Annotated in this window: 22 protein-coding genes and 4 tRNA genes; 8 read left to right on the top strand and 18 right to left on the bottom strand. The window is 71.7% G+C overall.

The window, feature by feature from the left end; genetic code table 11:
* Positions 1–9: 9 nt before the first annotated feature.
* From QE381_RS11675 to tilS, 12 genes are all read right to left on the bottom strand, one after another.
* The gene (locus QE381_RS11675) at positions 10–636 is read right to left on the bottom strand and encodes a formylglycine-generating enzyme family protein (protein ID WP_307218356.1); all 627 of its coding nucleotides are present in this window, start codon (positions 634–636) and stop codon (positions 10–12) included.
* Entirely contained in the window at positions 633–1,334 is a 702-nt protein-coding gene (locus QE381_RS11670) for a DUF2520 domain-containing protein (protein WP_307218355.1), read from the bottom strand. The genes QE381_RS11675 and QE381_RS11670 overlap by 4 nt, the downstream gene beginning before the upstream one ends.
* A complete protein-coding gene (locus QE381_RS11665; protein ID WP_307218353.1) occupies positions 1,331–3,121 on the bottom strand; it encodes a PH domain-containing protein in 1,791 nt (596 codons plus the stop codon). The genes QE381_RS11670 and QE381_RS11665 overlap by 4 nt, the downstream gene beginning before the upstream one ends.
* Positions 3,118–3,717, bottom strand: coding sequence for a PH domain-containing protein (locus tag QE381_RS11660; RefSeq protein ID WP_307220492.1), 600 nt, complete (start codon positions 3,715–3,717; stop codon positions 3,118–3,120). The genes QE381_RS11665 and QE381_RS11660 overlap by 4 nt, the downstream gene beginning before the upstream one ends.
* Positions 3,662–4,159 (bottom strand): DUF3180 domain-containing protein, encoded by a 498-nt coding sequence (locus tag QE381_RS11655; RefSeq protein WP_307218351.1) that lies wholly within the window; start codon positions 4,157–4,159, stop codon positions 3,662–3,664. Before QE381_RS11655 ends, QE381_RS11660 begins: the two co-directional genes overlap by 56 nt.
* A complete protein-coding gene (gene folK, locus QE381_RS11650; protein WP_307218349.1) occupies positions 4,156–4,662 on the bottom strand; it encodes a 2-amino-4-hydroxy-6-hydroxymethyldihydropteridine diphosphokinase in 507 nt (168 codons plus the stop codon). Before folK ends, QE381_RS11655 begins: the two co-directional genes overlap by 4 nt.
* Complete coding sequence (folB, locus tag QE381_RS11645; protein WP_307218346.1) at positions 4,659–5,024, bottom strand: dihydroneopterin aldolase; 366 nt, start codon at positions 5,022–5,024, stop codon at positions 4,659–4,661. Before folB ends, folK begins: the two co-directional genes overlap by 4 nt.
* Entirely contained in the window at positions 5,021–5,824 is an 804-nt protein-coding gene (folP, locus tag QE381_RS11640) for a dihydropteroate synthase (protein WP_307218344.1), read from the bottom strand. Before folP ends, folB begins: the two co-directional genes overlap by 4 nt.
* A complete protein-coding gene (gene folE / locus QE381_RS11635) occupies positions 5,821–6,411 on the bottom strand; it encodes a GTP cyclohydrolase I (RefSeq protein ID WP_307218343.1) in 591 nt (196 codons plus the stop codon). Before folE ends, folP begins: the two co-directional genes overlap by 4 nt.
* A 9-nt stretch (positions 6,412–6,420) precedes the next feature.
* Positions 6,421–8,427 (bottom strand): ATP-dependent zinc metalloprotease FtsH, encoded by a 2,007-nt coding sequence (gene ftsH / locus QE381_RS11630; protein ID WP_307218341.1) that lies wholly within the window; start codon positions 8,425–8,427, stop codon positions 6,421–6,423.
* 121 nt (positions 8,428–8,548) lie between these two features.
* Positions 8,549–9,100 (bottom strand): hypoxanthine phosphoribosyltransferase, encoded by a 552-nt coding sequence (gene hpt / locus QE381_RS11625; RefSeq protein WP_307218339.1) that lies wholly within the window; start codon positions 9,098–9,100, stop codon positions 8,549–8,551.
* Positions 9,101–9,154: 54 nt separating this feature from the next.
* A complete protein-coding gene (gene tilS / locus QE381_RS11620; RefSeq protein ID WP_307218337.1) occupies positions 9,155–10,141 on the bottom strand; it encodes a tRNA lysidine(34) synthetase TilS in 987 nt (328 codons plus the stop codon).
* Positions 10,142–10,271: 130 nt separating this feature from the next.
* On the opposite strand from tilS, the gene QE381_RS11615 reads away from it, so the two are divergent.
* Positions 10,272–10,805, top strand: a complete 534-nt coding sequence (locus QE381_RS11615; protein WP_307218335.1) for an inorganic diphosphatase — start codon at positions 10,272–10,274, stop codon at positions 10,803–10,805.
* A gap of 88 nt (positions 10,806–10,893) precedes the next feature.
* On the opposite strand, the gene QE381_RS11610 is transcribed toward QE381_RS11615, so the two are convergent.
* The gene (locus QE381_RS11610; RefSeq protein WP_307218333.1) at positions 10,894–12,294 is read right to left on the bottom strand and encodes a M23 family metallopeptidase; all 1,401 of its coding nucleotides are present in this window, start codon (positions 12,292–12,294) and stop codon (positions 10,894–10,896) included.
* 232 nt (positions 12,295–12,526) lie between these two features.
* Between QE381_RS11610 and QE381_RS11605 the strand changes: the two genes are divergently transcribed.
* The 5 genes from QE381_RS11605 to QE381_RS11585 all read left to right on the top strand — a co-directional run bounded on the left by QE381_RS11605 (position 12,527) and on the right by QE381_RS11585 (position 14,342).
* Positions 12,527–12,599, top strand: a tRNA-Glu gene (locus QE381_RS11605).
* 28 nt (positions 12,600–12,627) lie between these two features.
* Positions 12,628–12,701: transfer RNA gene (locus QE381_RS11600), tRNA-Asp, on the top strand.
* A gap of 67 nt (positions 12,702–12,768) precedes the next feature.
* A tRNA-Phe gene (locus tag QE381_RS11595) sits at positions 12,769–12,841 on the top strand.
* 146 nt (positions 12,842–12,987) lie between these two features.
* Positions 12,988–13,060: transfer RNA gene (locus tag QE381_RS11590), tRNA-Phe, on the top strand.
* A 127-nt stretch (positions 13,061–13,187) separates the two neighbouring features.
* On the top strand, positions 13,188–14,342 hold the full coding sequence (locus QE381_RS11585) for a polysaccharide deacetylase family protein (RefSeq protein ID WP_307218331.1): 1,155 nt from the start codon (positions 13,188–13,190) through the stop codon (positions 14,340–14,342).
* 9 nt (positions 14,343–14,351) lie between these two features.
* Here QE381_RS11585 and QE381_RS11580 read toward each other — a convergent pair whose 3' ends face one another.
* From QE381_RS11580 to QE381_RS11570, 3 genes are all read right to left on the bottom strand, one after another.
* Positions 14,352–15,029, bottom strand: coding sequence for a metal-dependent transcriptional regulator (locus QE381_RS11580; protein WP_307218329.1), 678 nt, complete (start codon positions 15,027–15,029; stop codon positions 14,352–14,354).
* Between the two features lie 10 nt (positions 15,030–15,039).
* Positions 15,040–16,293 (bottom strand): sodium:proton exchanger, encoded by a 1,254-nt coding sequence (locus QE381_RS11575; protein WP_307218327.1) that lies wholly within the window; start codon positions 16,291–16,293, stop codon positions 15,040–15,042.
* Between the two features lie 333 nt (positions 16,294–16,626).
* Positions 16,627–17,775 (bottom strand): glycosyltransferase family 2 protein, encoded by a 1,149-nt coding sequence (locus QE381_RS11570; protein WP_307218325.1) that lies wholly within the window; start codon positions 17,773–17,775, stop codon positions 16,627–16,629.
* Positions 17,776–17,943: 168 nt separating this feature from the next.
* Between QE381_RS11570 and QE381_RS11565 the strand changes: the two genes are divergently transcribed.
* Positions 17,944–18,195 carry a glutaredoxin domain-containing protein gene (locus tag QE381_RS11565; RefSeq protein WP_307218323.1) on the top strand — a complete coding sequence of 84 codons (252 nt, stop codon included), beginning with the start codon at positions 17,944–17,946 and terminating at the stop codon, positions 18,193–18,195.
* Positions 18,196–18,250: 55 nt separating this feature from the next.
* On the opposite strand, the gene QE381_RS11560 is transcribed toward QE381_RS11565, so the two are convergent.
* Complete coding sequence (locus tag QE381_RS11560; RefSeq protein ID WP_307218321.1) at positions 18,251–19,015, bottom strand: hypothetical protein; 765 nt, start codon at positions 19,013–19,015, stop codon at positions 18,251–18,253.
* On the opposite strand from QE381_RS11560, the gene QE381_RS11555 reads away from it, so the two are divergent.
* A complete protein-coding gene (locus QE381_RS11555) occupies positions 18,987–20,009 on the top strand; it encodes an aldehyde dehydrogenase family protein (protein ID WP_307220490.1) in 1,023 nt (340 codons plus the stop codon). The genes QE381_RS11560 and QE381_RS11555 overlap by 29 nt on opposite strands.
* Before the next feature lie 68 nt (positions 20,010–20,077).
* Here the strand turns inward: QE381_RS11555 and QE381_RS11550 are convergent, their stop codons facing one another.
* The gene (locus QE381_RS11550) at positions 20,078–21,439 is read right to left on the bottom strand and encodes a glutamate decarboxylase (RefSeq protein WP_307218319.1); all 1,362 of its coding nucleotides are present in this window, start codon (positions 21,437–21,439) and stop codon (positions 20,078–20,080) included.
* Between the last annotated feature and the right edge of the window lie 29 nt (positions 21,440–21,468).

Genomic DNA, 21,468 nt, shown 5'->3' with positions numbered 1-21,468 from the left:
GACCCGGCGTCACAGACTGCGCGCCACGCGGAAGCCGACGTCGGGCGCTCCCTCACGACGAGGCCCGGCACGGCGCACGTCGGCGCGCACGCTCCACGCGTCGTCGGCGAACCCGCCGCCGCGGATCGCGTGCTCCTCACGGCCTTCGTCCACGACGTCCTCGCACCACTCCCACACGTTTCCGAGGATGTCGAACAGGCCGTTGAGGTTCGGCAGCCGGGCGCCGACGGGCTGCGGCGTGCGGACGCCGTCGGCGACGGTCCAGGCGATCTCGGGCAGCGGGCCGTACTGCGGCGCGGCCGAGCCCGCCCGGCACGCCAGCTCCCACTCGGCCTCCGTCGGCAGCCGGTACCCCTCGGCGTCGTCGTAGCGGGCGACCTCGTCGCCGTCGACCCGGTACGCCGGCTCGAAGCCCTCCCACTCGGACACCGCGTTGCAGAACCGCACGGCCCGCAGCCAGCTCACACCCACGGCCGGGCGACGGGGATGGGCGGCGGTGACGCCGAGGATCTCGGCCAGCTGCTCCTCGGTGACGGGATACACACCGATCTCGAAGGCCTCGACCCGGACGGGCGGGCGCCCCCGTTGCGGCGGCAGGGCACCCGCGGGGATGCGCGCGAGCTGGATGTCGCTCACGACAGCGGCGGGTCGGCATCCGCGGCCGTCCCCGACGCGAGCGCCTGGTCGACGGCGGAGCGCACGAGGGCGGAGAGGAAGCCGCCCGGGTTCTCGACGCCGATGCCGGCGAGGATACCCGTGGACTGCCGGACGATCGAGCGGGAGAACTCGGTGGCGGTGGCGATGGCCTCGGCGTAGAGCGGGCGGTCCTCCTCGGCGACGACGACCGGCTCGCAGCCCATCTCGACCGCGAGCGCCTGCGCGATCGGCAGGACCGCGGCGGGTGCCGTGACGGCGGCGTACGCGGCGGCCAGCTGGCGCAGGTCGATGCTCGTCCCGGTGAACGAGATCGCCGGGTGCACGGCGAGCGGGATCGCACCCCGCGCCGCGGCGGGCGCCAGCACGGCCGTGCCGTAGGCCGGGTCGGGATGCAGCACGAGCTGGCCCGGCTGCCACGCGCCGACCTCGGCCAGCCCCGACGCGAGGCCCGGCAGCTCGTCGTGCGGCACCGCGACGACCACGAGCTCGCTGCGCCGGACGACCTCGAGGGCGTCGAGCACCGGCACCCCGGGCAGGATCGCGTCGACCCGGTCGTCGTCGGAGCCGCTCGTGATGCCGACGAGCGCGTGACCGGCGCCGGCGAGCGCCGCCGCGAGCACCGGGCCCACGCGCCCGGCACCGATCACGCCGACGCCGAGTCTGCCGTCGCGGTTCATGTGTCCTCCTCGGTGGTCGGGTCCTCGGGCTCGGGCTCGGGCTCGGGCTCGGGCTCGGGGTCGGGCTCGGGCTCGGGCTCGGGCACGGGCTCGGGCGAGACCGAACGGCGGGAATCGTACGCAACACCCCGAGAATCAGCATCCCCCACCGGCGTGTCGATCACGATCCCCGCCGTTGCGGATGCCGCGGCCGACCCGAACGCGGCGGCGAGCCCCGGCTCGGCGACCGCCCCGGACGCACCCGCGGAGCGGGCCGGCGGAACGGCGGCCCATCGATGCGAACGGTCCGCCGCGGCGGCGGCCACGACGGCGTCGGCGGCCCGCTGCCACACGGCGAGCGCGGCGTCGCGGTCGAGACCTGCCACGACCGTCCGGACCGGCCCCGCGACGGTATGCACGTGCAGCGACGCGACGCGGGCCGCACGGGAGAGCGGGCCCTGCTGCACCGCGACGCTCTGCATCCTCGCCCACGGCACGATCGCGAGCGAACGACGGATCGCGCCGCGACGCAGCAGCAGCGCATCGGCAGCGCGGAGCACGCCGGTGCGCCGCCACGACAGCGGACGCAGGAACCACGCACGGCGCGGCATCGTCGTGAAAGGGTCCGACGCCGGCCGGGCGGCGAGGCCAGCAGGCATCGCCGCCGCGACGTCCGCCGCGGGCAGCACGAGAGCCAGGACCCGTGCCGCATCCGCCGCGGTGCCGACGGGCATGAGGGTCGTGAACTGGTCGGATGTCGTGTCGCTCGCGCTGCGCCCGCTCACGCGGTTGATGCGCACGGCCCACCACCCGGCGGGCCGCCACAGCAGCGGCTGGCTGAGCTCGACGGCGTGGATGCGCCCGGGCGGGATCGTCTCGGTCACGGTCGTGAGCAGCCCGAAGGTGATGCGCACCCCATCGGGGGTCGCCACGATCGCGTAGCGCAGCGCACGGATGATCTGCCGGACCTGGTAGGCGCCCAGGCCGAACACGACCGGCACCGCGACGAAGACGATCCAGGGCGGGCCGAGCGTTGCGAGGACGACGGCCGCGACGGCGACGAGCACCATGACGACGGTCAGGGTGTCCAGCAGGTGAGAGAGCACGATGCGGGCCGGCGGCAGACGCACGACCGACGCGGGCTCGGGCACGGGTTCGTCGCCTTCGGCGAGTCCCTGGATGCCGCGCGCCACGTCCGCGAGGAACGCCGGGCGTCCCTCCCCCGCCGCCTCGGCCAGGCGGACACCCGAGGCGAGGCGCAGGATGTCGGCGCGCACCGTCTCGGCATCGCTGCGCCGCAGGTACTCCAGGCGCACGTTCGCGTCGAGCCCCGCGCCGACGACCTCGAGCTTGGCCAGCCCGAGCAGCCGCGCGACGAACGGGCGTGTCAGGTTCACGCCCTGCACCCGATCCAGCGGCGCACGTCGGTGCGAGCGGAAGAGCACGCCGCGGCGCACCTCGACGTCCTCCTCGGTGACGCGGAAGGTGTGGAACCGCCAGGCGAGGGTGAACGCGATGACCAGCACCACGAGCACTCCCAGGACCACGAGGGCGGCCACGAGCACGAGACCGCGGGCGAGCACCCAGTCGACCGGGTCCCCCGGAGTCGTCCACCGCTCGTAGTCGTCGCCGAGCGCCGGGTCCACCCGCGGCAGGAAGAAGCCGACGATGCGTTCCCGCAGGTTCGCGATGATGACGCCCGAGACCGCGAGGAGCGCGAACCCGCCCCGCAGCAACGGCGTCAACGGATGCGGCCGGTGCCACTGTCCGTCGCTCAGCGGCGAGCGCGAGGGCGGGGGAGCGGTCACAGCCCGGTGCGCCGGTTCTCTGCGACCCGCACGAGGTGGTCGCGCAGCGCCTCGGCGGCCGACTGGTCGAGCCCCGGGATCACGACCGCGCTCGACGCCGCCGCCGTGACGAACTTCAGCTGCGCGATGCGGAACCCGCGGTCCAGCGGCCCGTGCGTGATGTCGATGAGCTGCATCCGCCCGTACGGGACGGCGACCTGGCGCTGCCACAGGATGCCGCGCCGGAACTCGAGGTCGTCGTCGCGCAGGCGGTATCCGATCGAGCGCACCCGCCGCGGGAGGATGACGAGCTCGCCCAGGAGGAGCACCGCCAGGACGGCGCCGGGGACCAGCGGCCACGGCTGCCCGACGAGCGCAGCGACGACGGGAGCGGCGACCGCGACGGCCGCGAGGAGGGCGCCCGTCGTGATGAGCTGCGTCCACAGGTAGCGACGCGAGATGCGGTGCCACCCCTCGCCGTCGGCGGGCAGACGGTTCGGCGACCGCGACTCCAGGAACCCGGCGTAGGTGTCGGCGTCCAGCAGCGCGGCGAGCCCGACGTCAGTGGTGGGACGGGGTGACGCCGGGTCCGGGGTCGTCTGATCCGGGTTCGTGATCGTCGTCGTCCTTCCGGATGATGCACAGGTGTTCGGCGATCAACGCCGCCGCGACCAGCCAGGCGCTGGCCACGACCGTGGCGATCAGTGTCGTCATCGACTCTACCGACGGCGTGACGGGACGGGTCAGGAGGAAGACCAGAAGCCCGAGCGCGCCGCCGCCGAGCGCGGCGCCGACGAGGCTCGACGCCTTCGCCAGCACGACGACCCGCAGCGCACGGAACGGGTCGATGGGCACCTGGGACCTGCCCTGTATGGCACGGCGGATCGGGATCGCGAAGGCGAGCACGACGACGCCGACGAGCGCGAGCACGAGGGCCATGGAGATGTGCGGGGCGACGGTCGCGGCGCCGCCGCTGGTCAGCAGCTGGTCGATCAGGAAGCCGACTCCGCCGCCGAGCACGGCCGCGATGACGAGAACGGCGGGGTTGGTGCGCTTCACGCGGCTCCCTCGATCGTGGCGAGCAGCCGGGACACCCGGCCGCTGCCGGGCAGCTCGGCCTCCGGGTCGAGAGCGAGCCATGGCCGGAGGACGAAGTCCCGCTCCGCGGCGTGGGGATGCGGCAGGACGAGCGCGGGCTCGGTCGAGCGCACCTCGCCGTAGGCGATCAGATCCAGGTCGAGCGTGCGGTCGCCCCAGCGCTCCACACGCACACGGCCGTGCCGACGCTCGATCTCGTGCAGGCAGGCCAGGAGCACGGACGGCGCGAGACGGGTCCGCACGAGCGCGACGGTGTTCAGGTACCCCGGCGCCTCGACATCCGGCCCATCGGGCTTGACGGCGACCGAGGAGACGGCCGGCGCGAGACGGACGTCGTCGACGAGCGGCAGCGCGCGCAGCTCCGCCGCGGCGGCCTCGATGGTCGCAGCGCGGTCGCCGAGGTTGGCGCCGAAGGCGACGACCGCCGTCTGCGACCGGAGGCCCTGCGCCAGCCGTCGGTTCACGGTCGCGCCCGCTCGATCGTGACGGCGACGTCCGCGAACGGCACCGTGATGGGCGCACCGGGCTTGTGGACGGTCACCCGGACGGCCTCCACCGCGGGGCGAGCCAGCACGGCGTCCGCGATGCGTTGGGCGAGCGTCTCGACCAGGTCGACGGGGTCGCCGGTGACGACCGCGACGACATCCTCCGCGACCTCGCCGTAGTGCACCGTGTCGGCGACGTCGTCGCTGCGGGCGGCCGGACGGGTGTCGAGCGTGATCTCGACATCGACCACGAACTCCTGCCCCTCCCGTCGCTCCTCGGGGAACACCCCGTGGAAGCCGCGGCCGCGCAGGCCGGTGAGGGTGATGCGGTCGCCGTTCATGCGTGTCCCTTCCGCCAGGCGGCCTCGACCAGCAGCGCATCGCGCGTCGAGACGACGTCGTGGACGCGCACGGCCCAGGCGCCCTCGCGTGCCGCCAGCGCGCTCGTGACCGCCGTCGCCAGGTCGCGACGCTCGACCGCGGCATCGCCGCCGAGCAGGTCGCCGAGGAAGCGCTTCCGGCTCGCGCCCACGAGCACGCGGGAGCCGATGCCGGTCAGCTGCGGCAGTGCCCGCAGCACCTCCCAGTTCTGGGCGCCGCGCTTGCCGAACCCGATCCCGGGGTCGAGGATGAGCCGGGAGGGGGCGATGCCGGCCGCAGCGGCTGCCTCGACGCGACCGGCGAGCTCGGCCGAGACCTCTCGCACGACGTCGCCGTACTCGGCCCGCGCGTACATGTCGGAGGAGTGACCGCGCCAGTGACCGAGCGCGATGTCGGCGTCGGTGGCGGCGACGGCGGGAAGCATGTCGGGGTCGGCGAGGCCGCCGGACACGTCGTTGACGATGCGGGCGCCGGCGGCGACGGCGGCGCCCGCGGTCGCCGCGTTCATCGTGTCGACGCTCACGGTCGCGCCGGCGGCGGCGAGCGCCGCGATGACGGGCAGCACGCGCTCCTGCTCCACCTCGACCGGGACGCGCTCGGAGCCCGGTCGCGTCGACTCGCCGCCGACGTCGAGCAGGTCGGCGCCCTGGGACAGCAGCAGCAGCCCCTGGGCGATCGCGGCGTCCGCGTCGAGGTAGCGGCCCCCGTCGCTGAACGAGTCGGGGGTCACGTTGACGATCCCCATGATGAGACAGCTCATGCGCCCCCCGGGCCGATCAGCGCGACCAGCTCCGCCCGCGCGGCGGGCTCGACGTACTCGCCGCGCGCCGCGACCGTCACCGTCGTCGCGACCGGCTGCCGGCCGCCGCGCATCGTCACGCACTCGTGCGACGCGTCGAGGATGACGAGCACCCCGCGAGGCGCCAGTGCGTGGTCGATCGTGTCCGCGATCTGCTCGCCCAGTCGCTCCTGGACCTGGGGCCGCGCCGCCAGCACGTCCACGACCTTCGGCAGCGCTCCGAGCCCCACGACGCGCTCGCCCGGCAGGTAGGCGATGTGCGCCCGCCCGCGGAACGGGAGCAGATGGTGCTCGCAGGTGGAACGGAAGAGGATGTCGCGCAGCATCACCGCGCCGGAGGGGGACGTCTCGGGCGCGGGGCCCCGCGAGACCGAGATCGTGTGCTGCAGCGGCTCGGCCGCATCCTGCCCCACACCGGAGAAGAACTCCGCATAGGCGTCGGCGACGCGGCTCGGGGTCTGGGTCAGGCCGGGACGGTCCGGGTCCTCCCCGATGGCCTCGAGAAGATCACGGACGAGCAGGGCGATGCGCTCACGGTCGACGGCCATCGGCCGAGCCTACGCGGTCGCGGGCCGCGCCTGTCCGGTGCTGGGGCGACGACGCGGAGCCTTCTCGGTCGCGGCGGCCTCGGCCTCGGTCTGGGCGGCGACGCCGACATCCTGCCGGCGCGGCACGTCGATCGGCGGCTGGTTCGACACCGGACGGTCGGAGCTGGAGAGCCACTGCGGACGCGGCGGGAGCTTCTTGATGTCGGTGAAGATCTCCGCGACCTCGTTGTGGTCGAGTGTCTCCTTCTCGAGCAGCGCCAGGGCGAGCCTGTCGAGGATGTCGCGGTTCTCGTTGATGACCTGGTACGCCTCGTTGTGCGCCTGCTCGATGAGCGCACGCACCTGCACGTCGACCCGCTCCGCGATCTCGTCGGAGTAGTCGCGGCCGTGGCCCATGTCGCGGCCGAGGAACATCTCACCCGAGGAGCCGCCGAGCTTCACCGGGCCGATGTCGGTCGTCATGCCGTACTCGGTCACCATCTTGCGAGCGATGCCGGTGGCCTTCTCGATGTCGTTGGAGGCACCCGTGGTCGGGTCGTGGAACACGATCTCCTCGGCGACGCGCCCGCCCATCGCGTAGGTGAGCTGATCCTGGAGCTCGTTGCGGGTGACGGAGTACTTGTCGTCGAGCGGCAGCACCATGGTGTAGCCGAGCGCCTTGCCCCGAGGCAGGATCGTGATCTTCGTGACGGGGTCGGTGTGGTTCATCGCCGCCGCGGCGAGGGCGTGACCGCCCTCGTGGTAGGCCGTGATGAGCTTCTCCTTGTCCTTCATCACGCGGGTCCGACGCTGCGGTCCGGCGATCACGCGGTCGATCGCCTCGTCCAGCGCACGGTTGTCGATGAGCTGCGCGTTGGACCGGGCGGTCAGCAGCGCGGCCTCGTTCAGCACGTTCGCCAGGTCGGCTCCCGTGAAGCCGGGGGTCTTGCGGGCCACGACCTCGAGGTCGACCGAGTCGGCGAGCGGCTTGCCGCGGCCGTGCACCTCGAGGATCTTCTGCCGACCCTTGAGGTCGGGGGAGTCGACACCGATCTGCCGGTCGAAACGGCCGGGACGCAGCAGGGCCGGGTCGAGGATGTCGGGACGGTTCGTCGCGGCGATGACGATGACGTTCGCCTTGGGGTCGAAGCCGTCCATCTCGACGAGCATCTGGTTCAGGGTCTGCTCGCGCTCGTCGTGCCCGCCGCCGAGCCCCGCACCGCGGTGGCGGCCGACGGCGTCGATCTCGTCGATGAAGATGATCGCCGGCGCGTTCTCCTTGGCCTGGTTGAACAGGTCGCGCACGCGGCTCGCGCCGACGCCGACGAACATCTCGACGAAGTCCGAGCCGGAGATCGAGTAGAAGGGCACGCCCGCCTCGCCCGCCACGGCGCGAGCGAGCAGGGTCTTGCCGGTTCCGGGAGGGCCGTACAGCAGCACGCCCTTGGGGATGCGGGCTCCCAGCGCCTGGAACTTGGAGGGGTCCTTGAGGAAGTCCTTGATCTCCTGGAGCTCCTCGATCGCCTCGTCGGCGCCGGCGACGTCGCCGAACGTGACGGTCGGCGTCTCCTTCGTGACGAGTTTCGCGCGCGACTTGCCGAACTGCATGACCTTGCCGCCGCCGCCCTGCGCGGACGAGAGCAGGAACCAGAAGATCACGCCGAGCAGCAGGATCGGGATGAGGAGAGAGAGGATGCTGTCGAACCACGTCGCGCGGGGCACGACGTCGTTGTACCCGTCCGAGGGGTTCGCGGCGTCCACGGCCTGCACGACCTCGTCGGCGCGCGCGCCCACGTAGTAGAACTGCACGTTCGTCGCGCCCTCGAACGGCGAGGACAGCGTCATGTCGACCCGCTGGTCGCCGTCGGTGTTGGTGACCTTCGTGACGGTGGTGCCCTTGAGCAGCTGGAGACCCTGCTGGGTCGTGATCTGCTTGGCCGCACCGAGGCTGGAGATCAGCGAGAAGCCCACGATGAGCAGCAGACCGATCAGCAGCACATAGATCAGCGGATTTCGGGTGATCTTCTTGAAGTCCATTGTGCGGGGGCGAACCCCGGCCCTTTCCTCGACGAGCCCACCGGTGGCGGATCGTCTCAGGGTAGCGTGCGCCCGCTATGCCGCGTCTGTGCATTCGCCCACGGCGTACAGAGGCTGGACATCAGCTGTACACGTGCGGGGCGAGGACGGCGACATCCCTCAGGTTGCGGTACTTCTCGGCGTAGTCGAGCCCGTAGCCGACGACGAACTCGTTCGGGATGTCGAACCCGACGTAGCGGCAGTCGACCTGCACCTTGGCGGCCTCCGGCTTGCGGAACAGGGCGAACACCTCGACGGACGCGGCGCCGCGGGCCGCGAAGTTCTCGAGCAGCCAGCTCAGGGTCAGGCCGGAGTCGATGATGTCCTCGACGATGAGCACGTGCTTGTCGTGGATGTCGGTGTCGAGGTCCTTGCGGATCTGCACGACGCCCGAGGAGCGCGTGCCGGTGCCGTAGGAGGACACCGCCATCCAGTCCATCGGCACGAGGATCGGCAGGGCACGGGAGAAGTCGGCCATCACCATGACGGCTCCCTTGAGCACGCCGACCAGCACGAGGTCCTTGCCGGCGTAGTCGCTCGCGACCTGGGCGGCGATCTCGTCCAGCTTCGCGAGGATCTGCTCCTCGGTCGCGAGCACGTCGGTGAGGTCGTCGGCGAGGTCTGCGGCGCGCATCCCTCGATGTTAGGCGCTCGCGGTGAGGGCTCGCGACGGGGGCGGGGCGATCCGTCAGAGGTCCGCGTGCGCGGTGATCTCGATGCGGCCGCCGACACGGGCGGCGCGGCACCCCGGAAGGTCGATCGGGCCCTGTCCCCGCCAGTCCGTCACCAGGCGAGCGACCTCGAGCGTCTGCGTGCGGGTGAGGGAGACGTGGAACTCACTGGCCACGACGTGGCGGATGATGCGGTGCCGCAACGCGGGCGGGTTCGCCGCGAGCGCCGCGACCGAGACGGCGATGCCCGCCTCCGCGTGCTCGACGATGTCCTCGATCGTCTCCTCGATCATCTCGGCGAAGGCCTCGGCGTCCTCCCGCAGCTGCTCGGCGGTGCGCGCGAGTGCCTCCGCGACGCCGGGGCCGAGCTCGTCCTCCAGCAGCGGCAGGATGCGGCGGCGCACCCGCACGCGCGTGAACCGGGGATCGTCGTTGTGGGGATCGTGCCAGGGCTCGAGGCCCTGCGCCCGGCAGGCCGCGACGGTCGTCTCCCGGCGCACCGCGAGGAGCGGCCGCATCCAGCGCACGCCGTCCTCGGTCCGGTCGGGGGCCATCCCGGCCAGGCTCGTCGCCCCCGAGCCGCGTGCGAGCCCCAGCAGGACGGTCTCGGCCTGGTCGTCGAGCGTGTGCGCCAGGAGGACGGCACGCGCGCCGACCTCCCCGGCGGTGTCGCGCAGAGCCGCGTACCGCGCGATCCGCGCCGCGGCCTCGGGCCCGCCTTCCCCGCCGACGGAGACGCGGACGATCCGCGCGTCGAGCCCGAGCGCACCCGCGGCGGCGGCCGCCGCGGACGCGACGGCGGCCGAGTCGGGCTGCAGCCCGTGGTCGACCGTCACCGCGATCGCCGGGAGGCCGAGCTTGGGCGCCTCGAACGCGACGGCCGCGGCGAGCGCGAGCGAGTCCGCCCCGCCGGAGAGAGCGACGAGCACCGGAGAGGGCTCGGACGCCTCCAGCGCCGCGCGCACGTGTCGACGGATCTCGGCGACGGCGGGATGCGGGGCCACTCCCTCACCGTATCCCCTCGCTCCACCGCGCCGAACCGAGCCGAGAGGCCCGGGACCGGTCTCTCACGGCCCGCGAGGACGTCGCACTAGGCTGGTCGCGGCATCCACCCCTTCCGAAGGAGTTCAGAGTATGGGCGCGTACGACGCCGTCATCGAGATCCCGCGCGGCAGCCGCGTGAAGTACGAGGTCGACCACGGCACGGGCCGTGTGTTCCTCGACCGCATCCTCTACACCGTCTTCGGCTACCCGGCCAACTACGGGTTCTTCGAGAACACGCTCGGCGAGGACGGCGACCCCCTCGACGTGCTGGTGCTCCTGGATCGCGACCTGTACCCGGGGATCCTCGCCAAGGTGCGCCCGGTCGGCGTGCTGAAGATGAGCGACGAGGCCGGCGGCGACGACAAGGTCGTGGCGGTCCTCGCGAAGGATCCGCGCTGGGATCACATCCAGGACGTCGGCGACATCGACGACTGGACCAAGAAGGAGATCTCGCACTTCTTCGAGCACTACAAGGACCTCGAGCCGAACAAGTGGGTCAAGGTCGACGAATGGGCCGACGCGGCCGAGGCCGAGCGCCTCGTGGCCGAGGCCTTCGAGCGGTTCGCCCACCACGACGGGCAGACCAAGACGCAGGGCGAGGGCGAAGCCCCCAACACGCTCTGAGCGGCGGGATCACGACGAAGCCGGCGTCCGCCCCTCGGGGCCGACGCCGGCTTTCTCGTTCCCGTGCGGCCTCATCGGCCGGCGTGGATCATTCGTAGCCGATCCACACGCCGTGCTGCTGCATGAAGACCTGCGGGTTGACGATGCTGCTCCCGACGTAGACCTCGAAGTGGAGGTGGCAGCCGAAGGAGTTGCCGGTGTTGCCGACCGAGGCGATGCGCTGCCCTGCGCTGACCCACTGACCGCGCCCGACGTAGATCCCGCCGTCGACGATGTGGGCGTAACCCGAGCCGGTGCCGTCACCGTGGTCGATCTTGATGTAGTTGCCGTAGCCGCCGTTGTAGCCGGCGTAGACGACCGTGCCGGAGTGCGCGGCGTAGATGTCTCCCCAGCACCCCGGGGCGAGGTCGACGCCGTAGTGGAAGCTGCTGGCGCAGTAGTCCGGTCCGCACTGACCGTAGCGCTGGCCGTAGTTCGAGCTGACGCCTCCGCCGGAAGGCCGGACCCAGTCGCCGCCGCCACCACCGCCACCGCCGCTGTCGCCGCCCCCGCCACCACCGCCGCTGTTCGCGGCAGCCGCTGCGGCGGCGGCCTGGCGCGCCGCTTCCGCCGCGGCGGCGGCCGCAGCCGCAGCCGCGGCGTCGCGACGCTTCTGCTCCTCGACACCGGCCTGGTAGTCGGCGACGGTCTTCGCGGTGTCGTCCTGCAGCGCCGCGAGCTGCGCCTGCAGGGTGCCGAGGTTGGCGTTCTGGGCGGCGAGGGCGTCCTCCGCGGCCTGCGCCGCCTGCTGTGCGTCCTGCATCGCCGCGTCCGCGGCCTTCTGGAGGCGGTCGCGCTCGTCGCGGGCGACCTTGGCCTTGTCGGTCAGCGACTGCGCGGAGTTGCGGGCCGTGACGGCGTCCGCATAGACCGCCTGATTGCGCTCGAGGAGCTTGTCCATCGTTCCCAGCCGGGCGAGCAGGTCGTCCGCGCTGGCCGCGGACCCGGCGAGGAACAGCTGCAGCGAGGTGCCGTCGCCTCCGCTGCGGTAGAGCTGCGCGGCGACGCGGCCGGCCTTGTTCGCGGCATCCACCGCCTTGCTCGACTGCTGATCGGCCTGGGACTGGAGCTGGTCGGCGGTGACACCGGCGTCGAAGAACGCCTGCTGCGCCGCGAAGAACTCATCGCTCTTCTGTTTCGCGATCGCCTGCTTGTTGGCGACGTCCGCCTGCAGGTCGGAGATGAGCTGCTGGATGCGCGCGATCTCGGAGGCCTTGGCCGCCTCGTTGGCCTTGGCGGCCTGCACGTCGTCCCACGAGGGATAGCCCTCGATCGCGAACGCGGAGGAGGACGAGGAGACGACCGAGGCGCCGACGCCAGCGAGGGCGATCGCGCCGAACGCGCCGATGCCGAGCGCCGTGCGGCGGTCGACGGCGGACCACATGGTGCGTCGTTCCCGCCCGGAGGGGGCGCAGTCGCACTCTTCGGTCGGGTCGATGTGATCGCGCATGCGCACACCCCTCGGTCGTGTAACTCGAACAACAGTAGCAACATCCGTCCCATCCGCAACGGGAGAAGCGGATGCCGGCACCTGCGCCCCCGTCATCCTCGCCCGCGTCGAGCAGTTGCCCGGCCAGGCGCGCGGGCCCGCGTCGAGCCCGATTAGGGATTTGCGGCGCCAGACCGTATGCTTGAGCGTCGGTAAGCGTGAGCGCCGGGTCTCCGGATTCGGGGTTTCACTCGGCCCCATCGTTTAGCGGCCTAGGACGCCGCCCTTTCACGGCGGTAGCACGGGTTCGAATCCCGTTGGGGTCACAGATTCCGAACACAACTCAACAAGCATGGCCCTGTAGCGCAGTTGGTTAGCGTGCCGCCCTGTCACGGCGGAGGTCGCGGGTTCAAGTCCCGTCAGGGTCGCTCCAAGCGACGGGCCCTTTTCTCGAAGAGGGCCCTTCGTGTAAGACGCGGCGAGACATCGCCGTGCGGCTCTGTAGCTCAGTTGGTAGAGCGTTCGACTGAAAATCGAAAGGTCACCGGATCGATGCCGGTCGGAGCCACAAGGGTGAGCGTTACACTCACCCCAGGAACCCTCGCGTAGCTTCTACATCGCGGGGGTTTCGCCTTTTCCGGGTCACCTCGGCGATCCGCGGGACCATGTGCGGATCGCCGCCACGGCCTAGGATGGACGGGCACTTCGGTGCGCGGCTCTGTAGCTCAGTTGGTAGAGCGTTCGACTGAAAATCGAAAGGTCACCGGATCGATGCCGGTCGGAGCCACAACACAGTCCTCAGGCGGTGACCGCGCAGAGCCCGCCCGGGCGCGACCTCGGTCCTCTGCGCTGACGGGTCCGTGCACCCGTCCAACGTAGGATGGGGAGATTTCTCTCGTCCCGGAGGAGACCGGATGGAGCCGACGCGGCAGCAGCAGCGCACCCGAAGGATGACCGCACGGCGCCGGCGACGACTCACGCTCACCGCGACCTCGGCGGTGCTTCTCGTGGCCGCGGTGGTCGGCGCCGTCCTGGTGGTGCGGGCCGTCGCCGGCGCGGGGGAACCGGTCGCGGCGGATCCCCGGACCTCCTCGCCCGCGCCCAGCCCGACGCCGACTCCCCTGTCGCCGGAGGAGGCGCTGCTGGCCTCCAGCGCCGACCCGAACGCCTGCGCCGTCAGCTTCGCCGGCGACGGCATCGCCGAGGCGCCCCGCCTGCAGACACAGGGCGCCCTCTACCAGTACCTGCCGATCCCGCACCGCGACGGCGCGGTCTTCGCCGGCTGGTACGCGAGCCCGGCCGCCGCCGCCTCGCAGAGCACGATCGACCGCATCAACGGCGCCGACCTCGTGAGCTGCGAGCACCGGCGCATCACGGTCTACGGCGCGTGGACGACGCCGGCGGCCGTCGCCGCGGCCGATGTGGGCGTGCCGATCCTGATGTACCACCAGTTCACGACCAACCCGGCCGGCGAGGACAACTCCCTCAAGCTCAACTACATCTACACGGCCGACTTCGACGCGCAGATGGCGCACATCGCGGACAACCGCTTCTATCTGCCGACCTGGGACGAGCTGAGCGCGTTCATCGACGGCAAGCTGTCCCTGCCGCGCAACTCGGTCATCATCACGGACGACGACGCCGACGCCACCTGGCTGACCCTCGGCGTGCCGATCATCAACAAGCACAGGCTGCTGGCGACATCCTTCGTCATCACCAAGTGGCGGCACGAGCCGACCCCCTCGCCCTACGTGCTGCAGCGTTCGCACACGGACGACATGCACGAGGCCGGCGCCAACGGCAAAGGTCGCATGGTGAACTACACGGCCGACCAGATCGCCGCCGACATGGAGGCGTCGGCGAAGATCCTGGGCGCCAAAGAGGTGATGGCGTACCCCTTCGGGCACTACAACGACACGGCCAAGCAGGGCCTGCGGCAGGCGGGTTTCGAGATGGCGCGCACGACAGAGCACGGGTACGTTCGGCCCGGGACGGACAAGCTCGCGCTGCCCTGCATCCGGATCAACTACGGCACGAGCCTCAGCGAGTTCATCTCCGAGATCGGCTGAGCGCGAAGCTCACCGCCCCGACGGGGCAGCGACCCGCAGCGCGCTCGCGGCGACCGTGCTGAGCTCGACGCTCGACGCCGCGGTGTCGACGCGGATGGTCCCGGCCGCGGTGTGGACCTCTGCGATCCGCAGCCGTGCGCCCGGCGTGATCTCGCGCTCCTGCAGATAGCGCAGCACGTCGGCGGAGCGGTCGGAGACCCGCACGACATCCACGACCTGGCCCTGGGACGCCTCGCTCAACGGGTAGCTGTCGTCGGCGGGAACGCTCCCGTCCGCCGCCGGGATGGGGTCGCCGTGCGGGTCGCGCGCCGGATGGCCGAGCGCGGCATCCATGCGGTCGAGCACGAGGTCCGAGACCGCATGCTCGAGCCGGTCCGCCTCCTCGTGCACCTGATCCCAGGTGAGGCCGAGGCGCCGCACGAGGTACGTCTCGAGGATGCGGTGGCGTCGGACCACGGCGACGGCGACCTGCCGCCCCTCGCCCGTCAGCTCGATGCGCCCGTAGGGCTCGTAATGGAGGAAGCCGTCGCGGGCGAGCTTCTTGAGGTTGGCGGAGACGGTCGAGGCCGTCACGCCGAGCTGGGCGGCGAGGTCCGTGGTGGACGGCTCCCCGCCGGGCCACTCGTACGCCTTCCAGATGAGCGTGACGTAGTCCTCGACCATGCGGGTGACGGACGCACGGGACATCTCCGCCATTCTACGAGCGCATCCCGGCGACGGGCTCTGCGGGCGCGAGCGGGGCCGGCCGGGCTCGACGGAACGGCGCGGCGAGGGTCGGGAGGATCGCGTGGCGGTTCACGACGAGGAGGGTCACCGCGAGCACGGCCTGGATCGCGCTGAGGACGTAGCGACCCGTCGTGTCGGTGACGAAGAACTGGACGGCGAAGAGCGCCGCGAGGGCGATGGCGGCCCATCCGTGGAACCGCAGGGCGAGGAGGAGGGCGACGCCCAGCAGCGTCTGCGTGGCCGTGAGGACGAACTCCTCGATCTGCCGCGCGTCGAGCGGTAGCGCGGCGGTGCCGCCGCCGGCGAGGTGGGCCAGCGGCAACGATCCGACGAGCAGGCTCCACTGGTTCACCTTCGAGGCGATCAACGTCCCGATGGCGGCCGCGCCCATCCCCCGGAGGGCGAACATGACGGCGATGATGAACTCGGGCGCCTCCGAGGCGAGCGGGGCGAGCCACTGCACGAGGAAGTAGCTGTCGATGCCGAGGGACGAGCCGGAGGCCACGAGCGCATCGGCGAACGGCTCGGCCGAGAGCAGGATGATCGCCGCGGAGCCGACGAACAGAGCGCCGACGGTCACCCGGCGCGCGACCGTCGGCATCCCCGCGATCAGCGCTGCGGCGCCGACGAACTCCTCGTCGCCGCCGTCGTCGACCCGGCCGGCCCGCCAGAGGTAGAGCCCGAACCCGATCACGAGCGCGACACCGAACCACACCGGGATGGCACCCATGGCGGGGATCGCGAAGGCGACGATCCCGAAGATCGCGAGGAACCCGATGTCGAGGCGACTCTTCTCCGGCAGCGCGAGGAAGCGCGGAGCGCGCGCCCCGCGAGCCCGCGCGGCCCGGCGCGCGACCACCAGGCCGACGATCACGACGAGCGGCCAGCCGAAGCCGAGCAACAGCCGGTTGGAGCCGGTCATGTTCGCCGCGGCGTAGTGGAGGTACTCCGGGTCGGAGCCCGACCGGAAGGCGTAGTAGAGGTCCACCGCGTACTCCGGCAGGACCGCGATCAGCGCGAGGAGGGCGATCGCGAGCGCGCCGGAGATGTCCTTCTGAGCCGCCTCGGCGGCCCACGCCAGCAGGAAGGCCGCCGCGACGACGGCGGCGCCGTACAGGAGCATCTCGGCCACCGGCCAGAGGTGGGTGCCGGAGAGGCGGACGACGAGGGCCGGCGCGGCGACGGCGAGACAGATCAGGACGCGGCGAACGAGGGCGGCGGGCATGCGAGGTTCCTTGCGACGTGCCGTGCCGAGGAGGGGACCCCGGCCGGAGGAGCGGCCGAAGGTCTCGTTCGCCTCGTGGGTCGAGGTGCCGCGCCGGGCGTGTCACCGTGACCGCCAGCATGTCGACGCAGCGCACCCGGGCATACCGCCCGGGTGGAACTACTCCCCTTCGACACACAAGCCTCGACGGTCGCCGCGCGATGTGTCTACGCACAACTCAGGATGCGGCGAGGCACACCTCAGAGTGTGAGTGCCCACACTCTCGAACGCGGGCGGGAACACGACGCGGGCGCAGCCGATCGGCTGCGCCCGCGAGGGTACGTCGGGTGCGGCTCAGAGCTCGCCGGGCGACAGCGACTGCCGGTCGAGCTCCTCGACGAAGCGCGTGGCGGGCGACGCCTTGCGCGCAGCCGAGCGGCGGGGCGCGTAGACGACGAGGGAGTGGAACAGGAACCGCACGATGAAGGCGGCCACGAGCGTCATCGCCGTGGCGATCACGACGGAGATGTGCCAGCTCGAGATCATGAGAGCCGTGATCGGGATGCGGATGATCAGCTCCGCGTTGTTGAACGCGGCGGACTTCGCGAACCTGCTGAAGACCCCGGACGCCTCTGCGCGCATGTCCTGGAAGACGAAGCGCTCCTGGAGGATGAAGTTCGCGATGATCGTGATCTCCGCGGCGACGATCATCGCCGGCAGGTCGTGGACCCCCATGTGCGAGAGCACCCACACGATCGCCAGGTTGGCGACGGCGCCCAACGCGCCGATGAGCGCGAAGACCGACATCTTGCCGAACCGCAGCGCGGTCAGCTGGGCGAGGAAGTTGACGCCCTGCATGAAGGTCGCCTTCGACTCGCCGGCGTGACGGCTGGCGAACGAGAACGGGATCTCGGCGACCCGCAGCGACTCGCGGGCGAGGATCTCGAGCAGGATCTTGAACCCGCGCGGCTTCAGGTCCGCCACGTCGACCGCGCGGCGGTCGAGCAGGAAGAACCCGGTCATGGGGTCGGAGACATCCTTGAGCCGGATGGGGAACATCGCCTTGGTGACGAGCGTCGAGCCGCGGGAGACGAGCACGCGGGAGCCGTCGGCCAAGCCCGCGGAGTTGCCGTCCTCGGCGTAGCGCGAGGCCACCACCATGTCGACGTCACCGCGACGGAAGCGCGTCACCAGGCGAGCGATGTCCTCCGGCGGGTGCTGCAGGTCGCCGTCCATGACGACGCACACGTCTGCGGTCGCCGCCGCGAGACCCGTCGTGACCGCGCCGCTCAGACCGCCGACCGGGTGGTCGCGGTGGATGAGCCGCACCGGGATCGGCGCGCTCTTGGCGACCTGCTCGATCACGCGGGGCGTGTCGTCGGTGCTGTCGTCGACGAAGAGGATCTCGGGGTCGTACCCGTGTGCGGAGCCTGCGACCCGCTGGACGAGCTCTGCCACGTTGGGCGCTTCGTTGAACGTCGGCACGACGATCGTGACCTGCATGCGTTTCGCCTCCGCGAACAGTGGGACACCGCTCGAGAACCCGAACGACCTTCTCATCGTGGCATGCGCTCTTGGCCGAAACCTGGGGGTTGAGGAAGTCCACAGGAATCCGTTAGCCAATGGTTGTGTTCCGCGACCGGCCGTGTCGGCGCGCCGTACCCTAGGATCATGACCTCCTCGCTCACGATGTTCGGCGCCGACTGGTGCCGGGACTGCCGCCGCACGAAGGCTCAGCTCGACGAGCTGGGCGTCGCCTACGAGTACGTCGACCTCGAGGCCGACCCCGCCGCCGCGGAGGTCGCCCGCGAGATCTCGGGACGCACCAACATCCCCGTCGTGGTCTACCCGGATGCGACCCACCAGGTGGAGCCCAGCAACGCCGACGTCGAGACGAAGCTGCGCGAGCTCTCCCTCATCTGAGCGCGCGGCGCTCCGCCGGCGTCGCCGCTGGGCTGATGTGAGCGGCGCGCCCTGATTAGGCTGGAGCCCTCGCACGAAGGAGACCGCCGTGAGCCCTGCCGTGACCCCCGAGCCGCCTGACGCCGACGGGATCGAGCGCGAGATCGAGGCGCTCCGCGGCGGCGCACGGGTGTGGTCGCGGATCACGCTCGGCCAGCGGGTCACGCTGCTGGAGCGCGTGCGCGCGGCCGTCGCCGCGAACGTCGACGACTGGGTGGATGCGGCGGCGACCGCCAAGGGCCTCGACGTGCGCCACCCCCTGCGCGGCGAGGAGTGGTTGAGCGGACCCTACGCCGTGCTCGGCGCTCTCGACGGCTACCTGCGCACGCTTCGCGCCCTCGCCCGCGGGTCGAGCCCCCTCGACGGCGTACGGATCGACGCGGCTCCGGGCGACCGCGTCCGTGCCCACGTGTATCCGGCGACGGCGACGGATCGGCTGCTGCTGTCGGGCTTCACCGGCGAGATCTGGCTGCGCCCGGGGGTCTCGGCCGCCGACGCGGTCCGCGCGGCGGGCCTGGGTCAGCTGCGTCCCGCGGACGAGCCCGACGTCGGCCTCGTGCTCGGCGCCGGCAACATCAGCTCCATCCCCGTGCTCGACGTCCTCTACGAGCTGCTGGCCGGCAACCGGATGTCGCTGCTCAAGGTCAACCCGACGCAGGACGCCCTCGTGCCCGTCTTCGCTCGCGCGCTCGCACCGCTGATCGAGCCCGGCTTCGTGCGGATCGTCCGCGGCGGCGGCGAGGTCGGCGCGTATCTCACGGCGCACGACGCGTTCGCGCACGTGCACATCACCGGCTCCGCGGCGACCTTCGACGCGATCGTCTCGGGGAACCGGCGAGGACGCCGCCGACCGCCGCCGCGACGACCGGCCCCGGCTCACGACGCCCATCACGGCCGAGCTCGGCGGTGTCGCGCCGATCATCGTCGTCCCCGGCGAGTGGACGGACGCGGACCTGCGCTATCAGGCCGAGCACATCGCGACCATGCGGCTGCAGAACAGCGGGCACAACTGCATCGCGGGGCAGGTGGTGCTCGTCTCGGCGGACTGGCCGCAGCGCGAGGCGTTCCTCCGCGCGCTGCACGACGCCTACTCGAGCGCCCCCGCGCGGCCGGTCTGGTATCCGCGCAGCGACGAGAAGCTTGCGCGCGCCGACGCCGACTACCCGGACGCGATCCGCTGCGGCGACGGGACACGGCGCCTCGTCGAGCTCGCGCCCGGCGAGGACGCGACGGCGCTCGAGTCGACCGAGTACTTCGCGCCCGTGCTCGGCGTGGTCGAGCTCGCGGGGCTCGGCCAGGCGTTCCTGGACGCGGCCGTCGCCCACGCGAACGAGTGTCTCGCCGGGACGCTGGGCGCGAACGTGCTCATCGACCCGGTGACCGAGGACACGCTCGGCGCGGGCTTCGAACGGGCGATCGCCGACCTGCGGTACGGGGGCATCGCGATCAACACCTGGACGGGCGTGCTGTTCGCGACCCCGGTCCTGTCCTGGGGCGCGTTCCCCGGCGGGACGATCGCCGAGGTCGGCAGCGGGCTCGGCGTCGTGCACAACACGAGCCTGCTCGAGGACGTCGAGCGATCCGTGCTGCGGGGGCCGTTCCGTCCGTTCCCGCGGTCGCTCGGCGCCCGGGGCCGGTTCACGGTCCTGCCCAAGCCCCCATGGTTCGTCAGCTCCCGCACGGCGGCGGCGGTCAGCGAGGGTCTGACCCGATACCTCGCCGGACACGACCCGGTGGGCCTGGCGGTGACCCTGACGCGCGCGATGGGCGCGTAGCCGGAGGCCCGACGACGAGTCGGGCACCGGGAGACGGCACCGGGCGAGCGCCCTCCCGCGGCGCGCCGTCAGTGATGGAAGGAGGGGCGCCGGCCCTCTCGCGGCATGGGCGACTCGAGCCGGTCGAGGTAGGCGACCTCCGCCTCGATGTCGGCGAGCAGCTTGTCGGCGAGGTCATGGCTGAGGTCGCGGCGCACCACGATGCGCTGGACCGTGATCTTCTCGAGGTTCTTCGCCAGCGGGTAGGCGGGCACGAGCCAGCCGCGCATCCGCAGCCGATCGCTCAGGTGATAGAGGTCCCAGGTCTGCGTGTACCCGTCGGCCATCGTCCACGCGAACACCGGGATGTCGGTGCCCTCGCTCAACAGGCGGAACGCCGGCATCGCGCCGATCGCCCTCGACAGGTGCACCGCGACATCCTGCGCCCCCTGCTGCACGGCCGTGTAGCCCTCGAAGCCCAGCCGCAGGAAGAGGTAGTACTGCAGCAGCACCTGCGCGCCCGGGCGCGAGAAGTTGAGCGCGAAGGTCGGCATGTCGCCACCGAGGTACGAGACACGGAACACGAGATCCTCGGGCAGCCATCGCTCCTCGCGCCACACGACCCATCCCAGGCCCGGGTACACGCCGCCGTACTTGTGACCCGAGGTCGAGATCGAGTGGACGCGCTCGAGCCGGAAGTCCCACTCCAGGTCCGGCTGCAGGAACGGGGCGATCATCGCCCCGGAGGCGCCGTCGACGTGGATCGGGATGTCGAGCCCGGTCGATGCCTGGATCGCGTCGAGCGCCGCGGCGATCCGGTCCACCGGCTCGTACGCCCCGGTGAAGGTCACCCCCATGATCGCGACGACGCCGATCGTGTTCTCGTCGACGTGCTTGTCGAGGTCGTGCCCGTCGAACACGGGGTGCGCCTCGCTGACCGGAACGAGCCGCATCTCGACGTCCCAGTAGTTGCAGAACTTCTCCCAGCACACCTGCACGGCGGACGACATCACGAGGTTCGGACGGGAGGCGTCCTGGCCGGCGGCCTTGCGAGCGTGCTGCCACCGGCGTTTGAAGGCGAGCCCGGCGAGCATGCACGCCTCGCTCGAGCCGGTCGTCGACGTGCCGATGGCGTGGCGCGCGCTCGGCGCGTGCCAGAGGTCGGCGAGCACCCGCCAGCAGCGCTCCTCGACGGCGGCGGTCGAGGGGTACTCGTCCTTGTCGATCATGTTCTTGTCGAACGTCTCGGCATACAGGCGGTCGGCCTCGTCGTCCATCCAGGTGGTCACGAACGTCGCGAGGTTGAGCCTCGCGTTGCCGTCGAGGAGGGCCTCGTCGTGCACGATGCGGTACGCGGCACCCGCGGACATCGGCCCCGGGGGCAGACGGTCGCGCCCGAGGGAGCGCTCCGCGAGCCGGCGATCGATGCTGGCGGCGAGTTCCTCGTCCATGGCGTGCTCCTGTCGAAGACGGGCGGTCG

It is taken from the genome of Microbacterium sp. SORGH_AS_0888, assembly GCF_030818905.1.
In the GTDB taxonomy this organism is placed as follows: domain Bacteria; phylum Actinomycetota; class Actinomycetes; order Actinomycetales; family Microbacteriaceae; genus Microbacterium.
This window is presented reverse-complemented; position numbering and strand designations above follow the sequence as displayed.

Excerpts from the sequence above, each read along its gene's own strand:
- QE381_RS11670 (WP_307218355.1), bottom strand. The coding sequence starts at position 1,334 with ATGAACCGCGACGGCAGACTCGGCGTCGGCGTGATCGGTGCCGGGCGC.
- folB (WP_307218346.1), bottom strand. The coding sequence starts at position 5,024 with ATGAACGGCGACCGCATCACCCTCACCGGCCTGCGCGGCCGCGGCTTC.
- folP (WP_307218344.1), bottom strand. The coding sequence starts at position 5,824 with ATGAGCTGTCTCATCATGGGGATCGTCAACGTGACCCCCGACTCGTTC.
- folE (WP_307218343.1), bottom strand. The coding sequence starts at position 6,411 with ATGGCCGTCGACCGTGAGCGCATCGCCCTGCTCGTCCGTGATCTTCTC.
- ftsH (WP_307218341.1), bottom strand. The coding sequence starts at position 8,427 with ATGGACTTCAAGAAGATCACCCGAAATCCGCTGATCTATGTGCTGCTG.
- hpt (WP_307218339.1), bottom strand. The coding sequence starts at position 9,100 with ATGCGCGCCGCAGACCTCGCCGACGACCTCACCGACGTGCTCGCGACC.
- QE381_RS11615 (WP_307218335.1), top strand. The coding sequence starts at position 10,272 with ATGGGCGCGTACGACGCCGTCATCGAGATCCCGCGCGGCAGCCGCGTG.
- QE381_RS11610 (WP_307218333.1), bottom strand. The coding sequence starts at position 12,294 with ATGCGCGATCACATCGACCCGACCGAAGAGTGCGACTGCGCCCCCTCC.
- QE381_RS11585 (WP_307218331.1), top strand. The coding sequence starts at position 13,188 with ATGGAGCCGACGCGGCAGCAGCAGCGCACCCGAAGGATGACCGCACGG.
- QE381_RS11580 (WP_307218329.1), bottom strand. The coding sequence starts at position 15,029 with ATGTCCCGTGCGTCCGTCACCCGCATGGTCGAGGACTACGTCACGCTC.
- QE381_RS11575 (WP_307218327.1), bottom strand. The coding sequence starts at position 16,293 with ATGCCCGCCGCCCTCGTTCGCCGCGTCCTGATCTGTCTCGCCGTCGCC.
- QE381_RS11570 (WP_307218325.1), bottom strand. The coding sequence starts at position 17,775 with ATGCAGGTCACGATCGTCGTGCCGACGTTCAACGAAGCGCCCAACGTG.
- QE381_RS11565 (WP_307218323.1), top strand. The coding sequence starts at position 17,944 with ATGACCTCCTCGCTCACGATGTTCGGCGCCGACTGGTGCCGGGACTGC.
- QE381_RS11550 (WP_307218319.1), bottom strand. The coding sequence starts at position 21,439 with ATGGACGAGGAACTCGCCGCCAGCATCGATCGCCGGCTCGCGGAGCGC.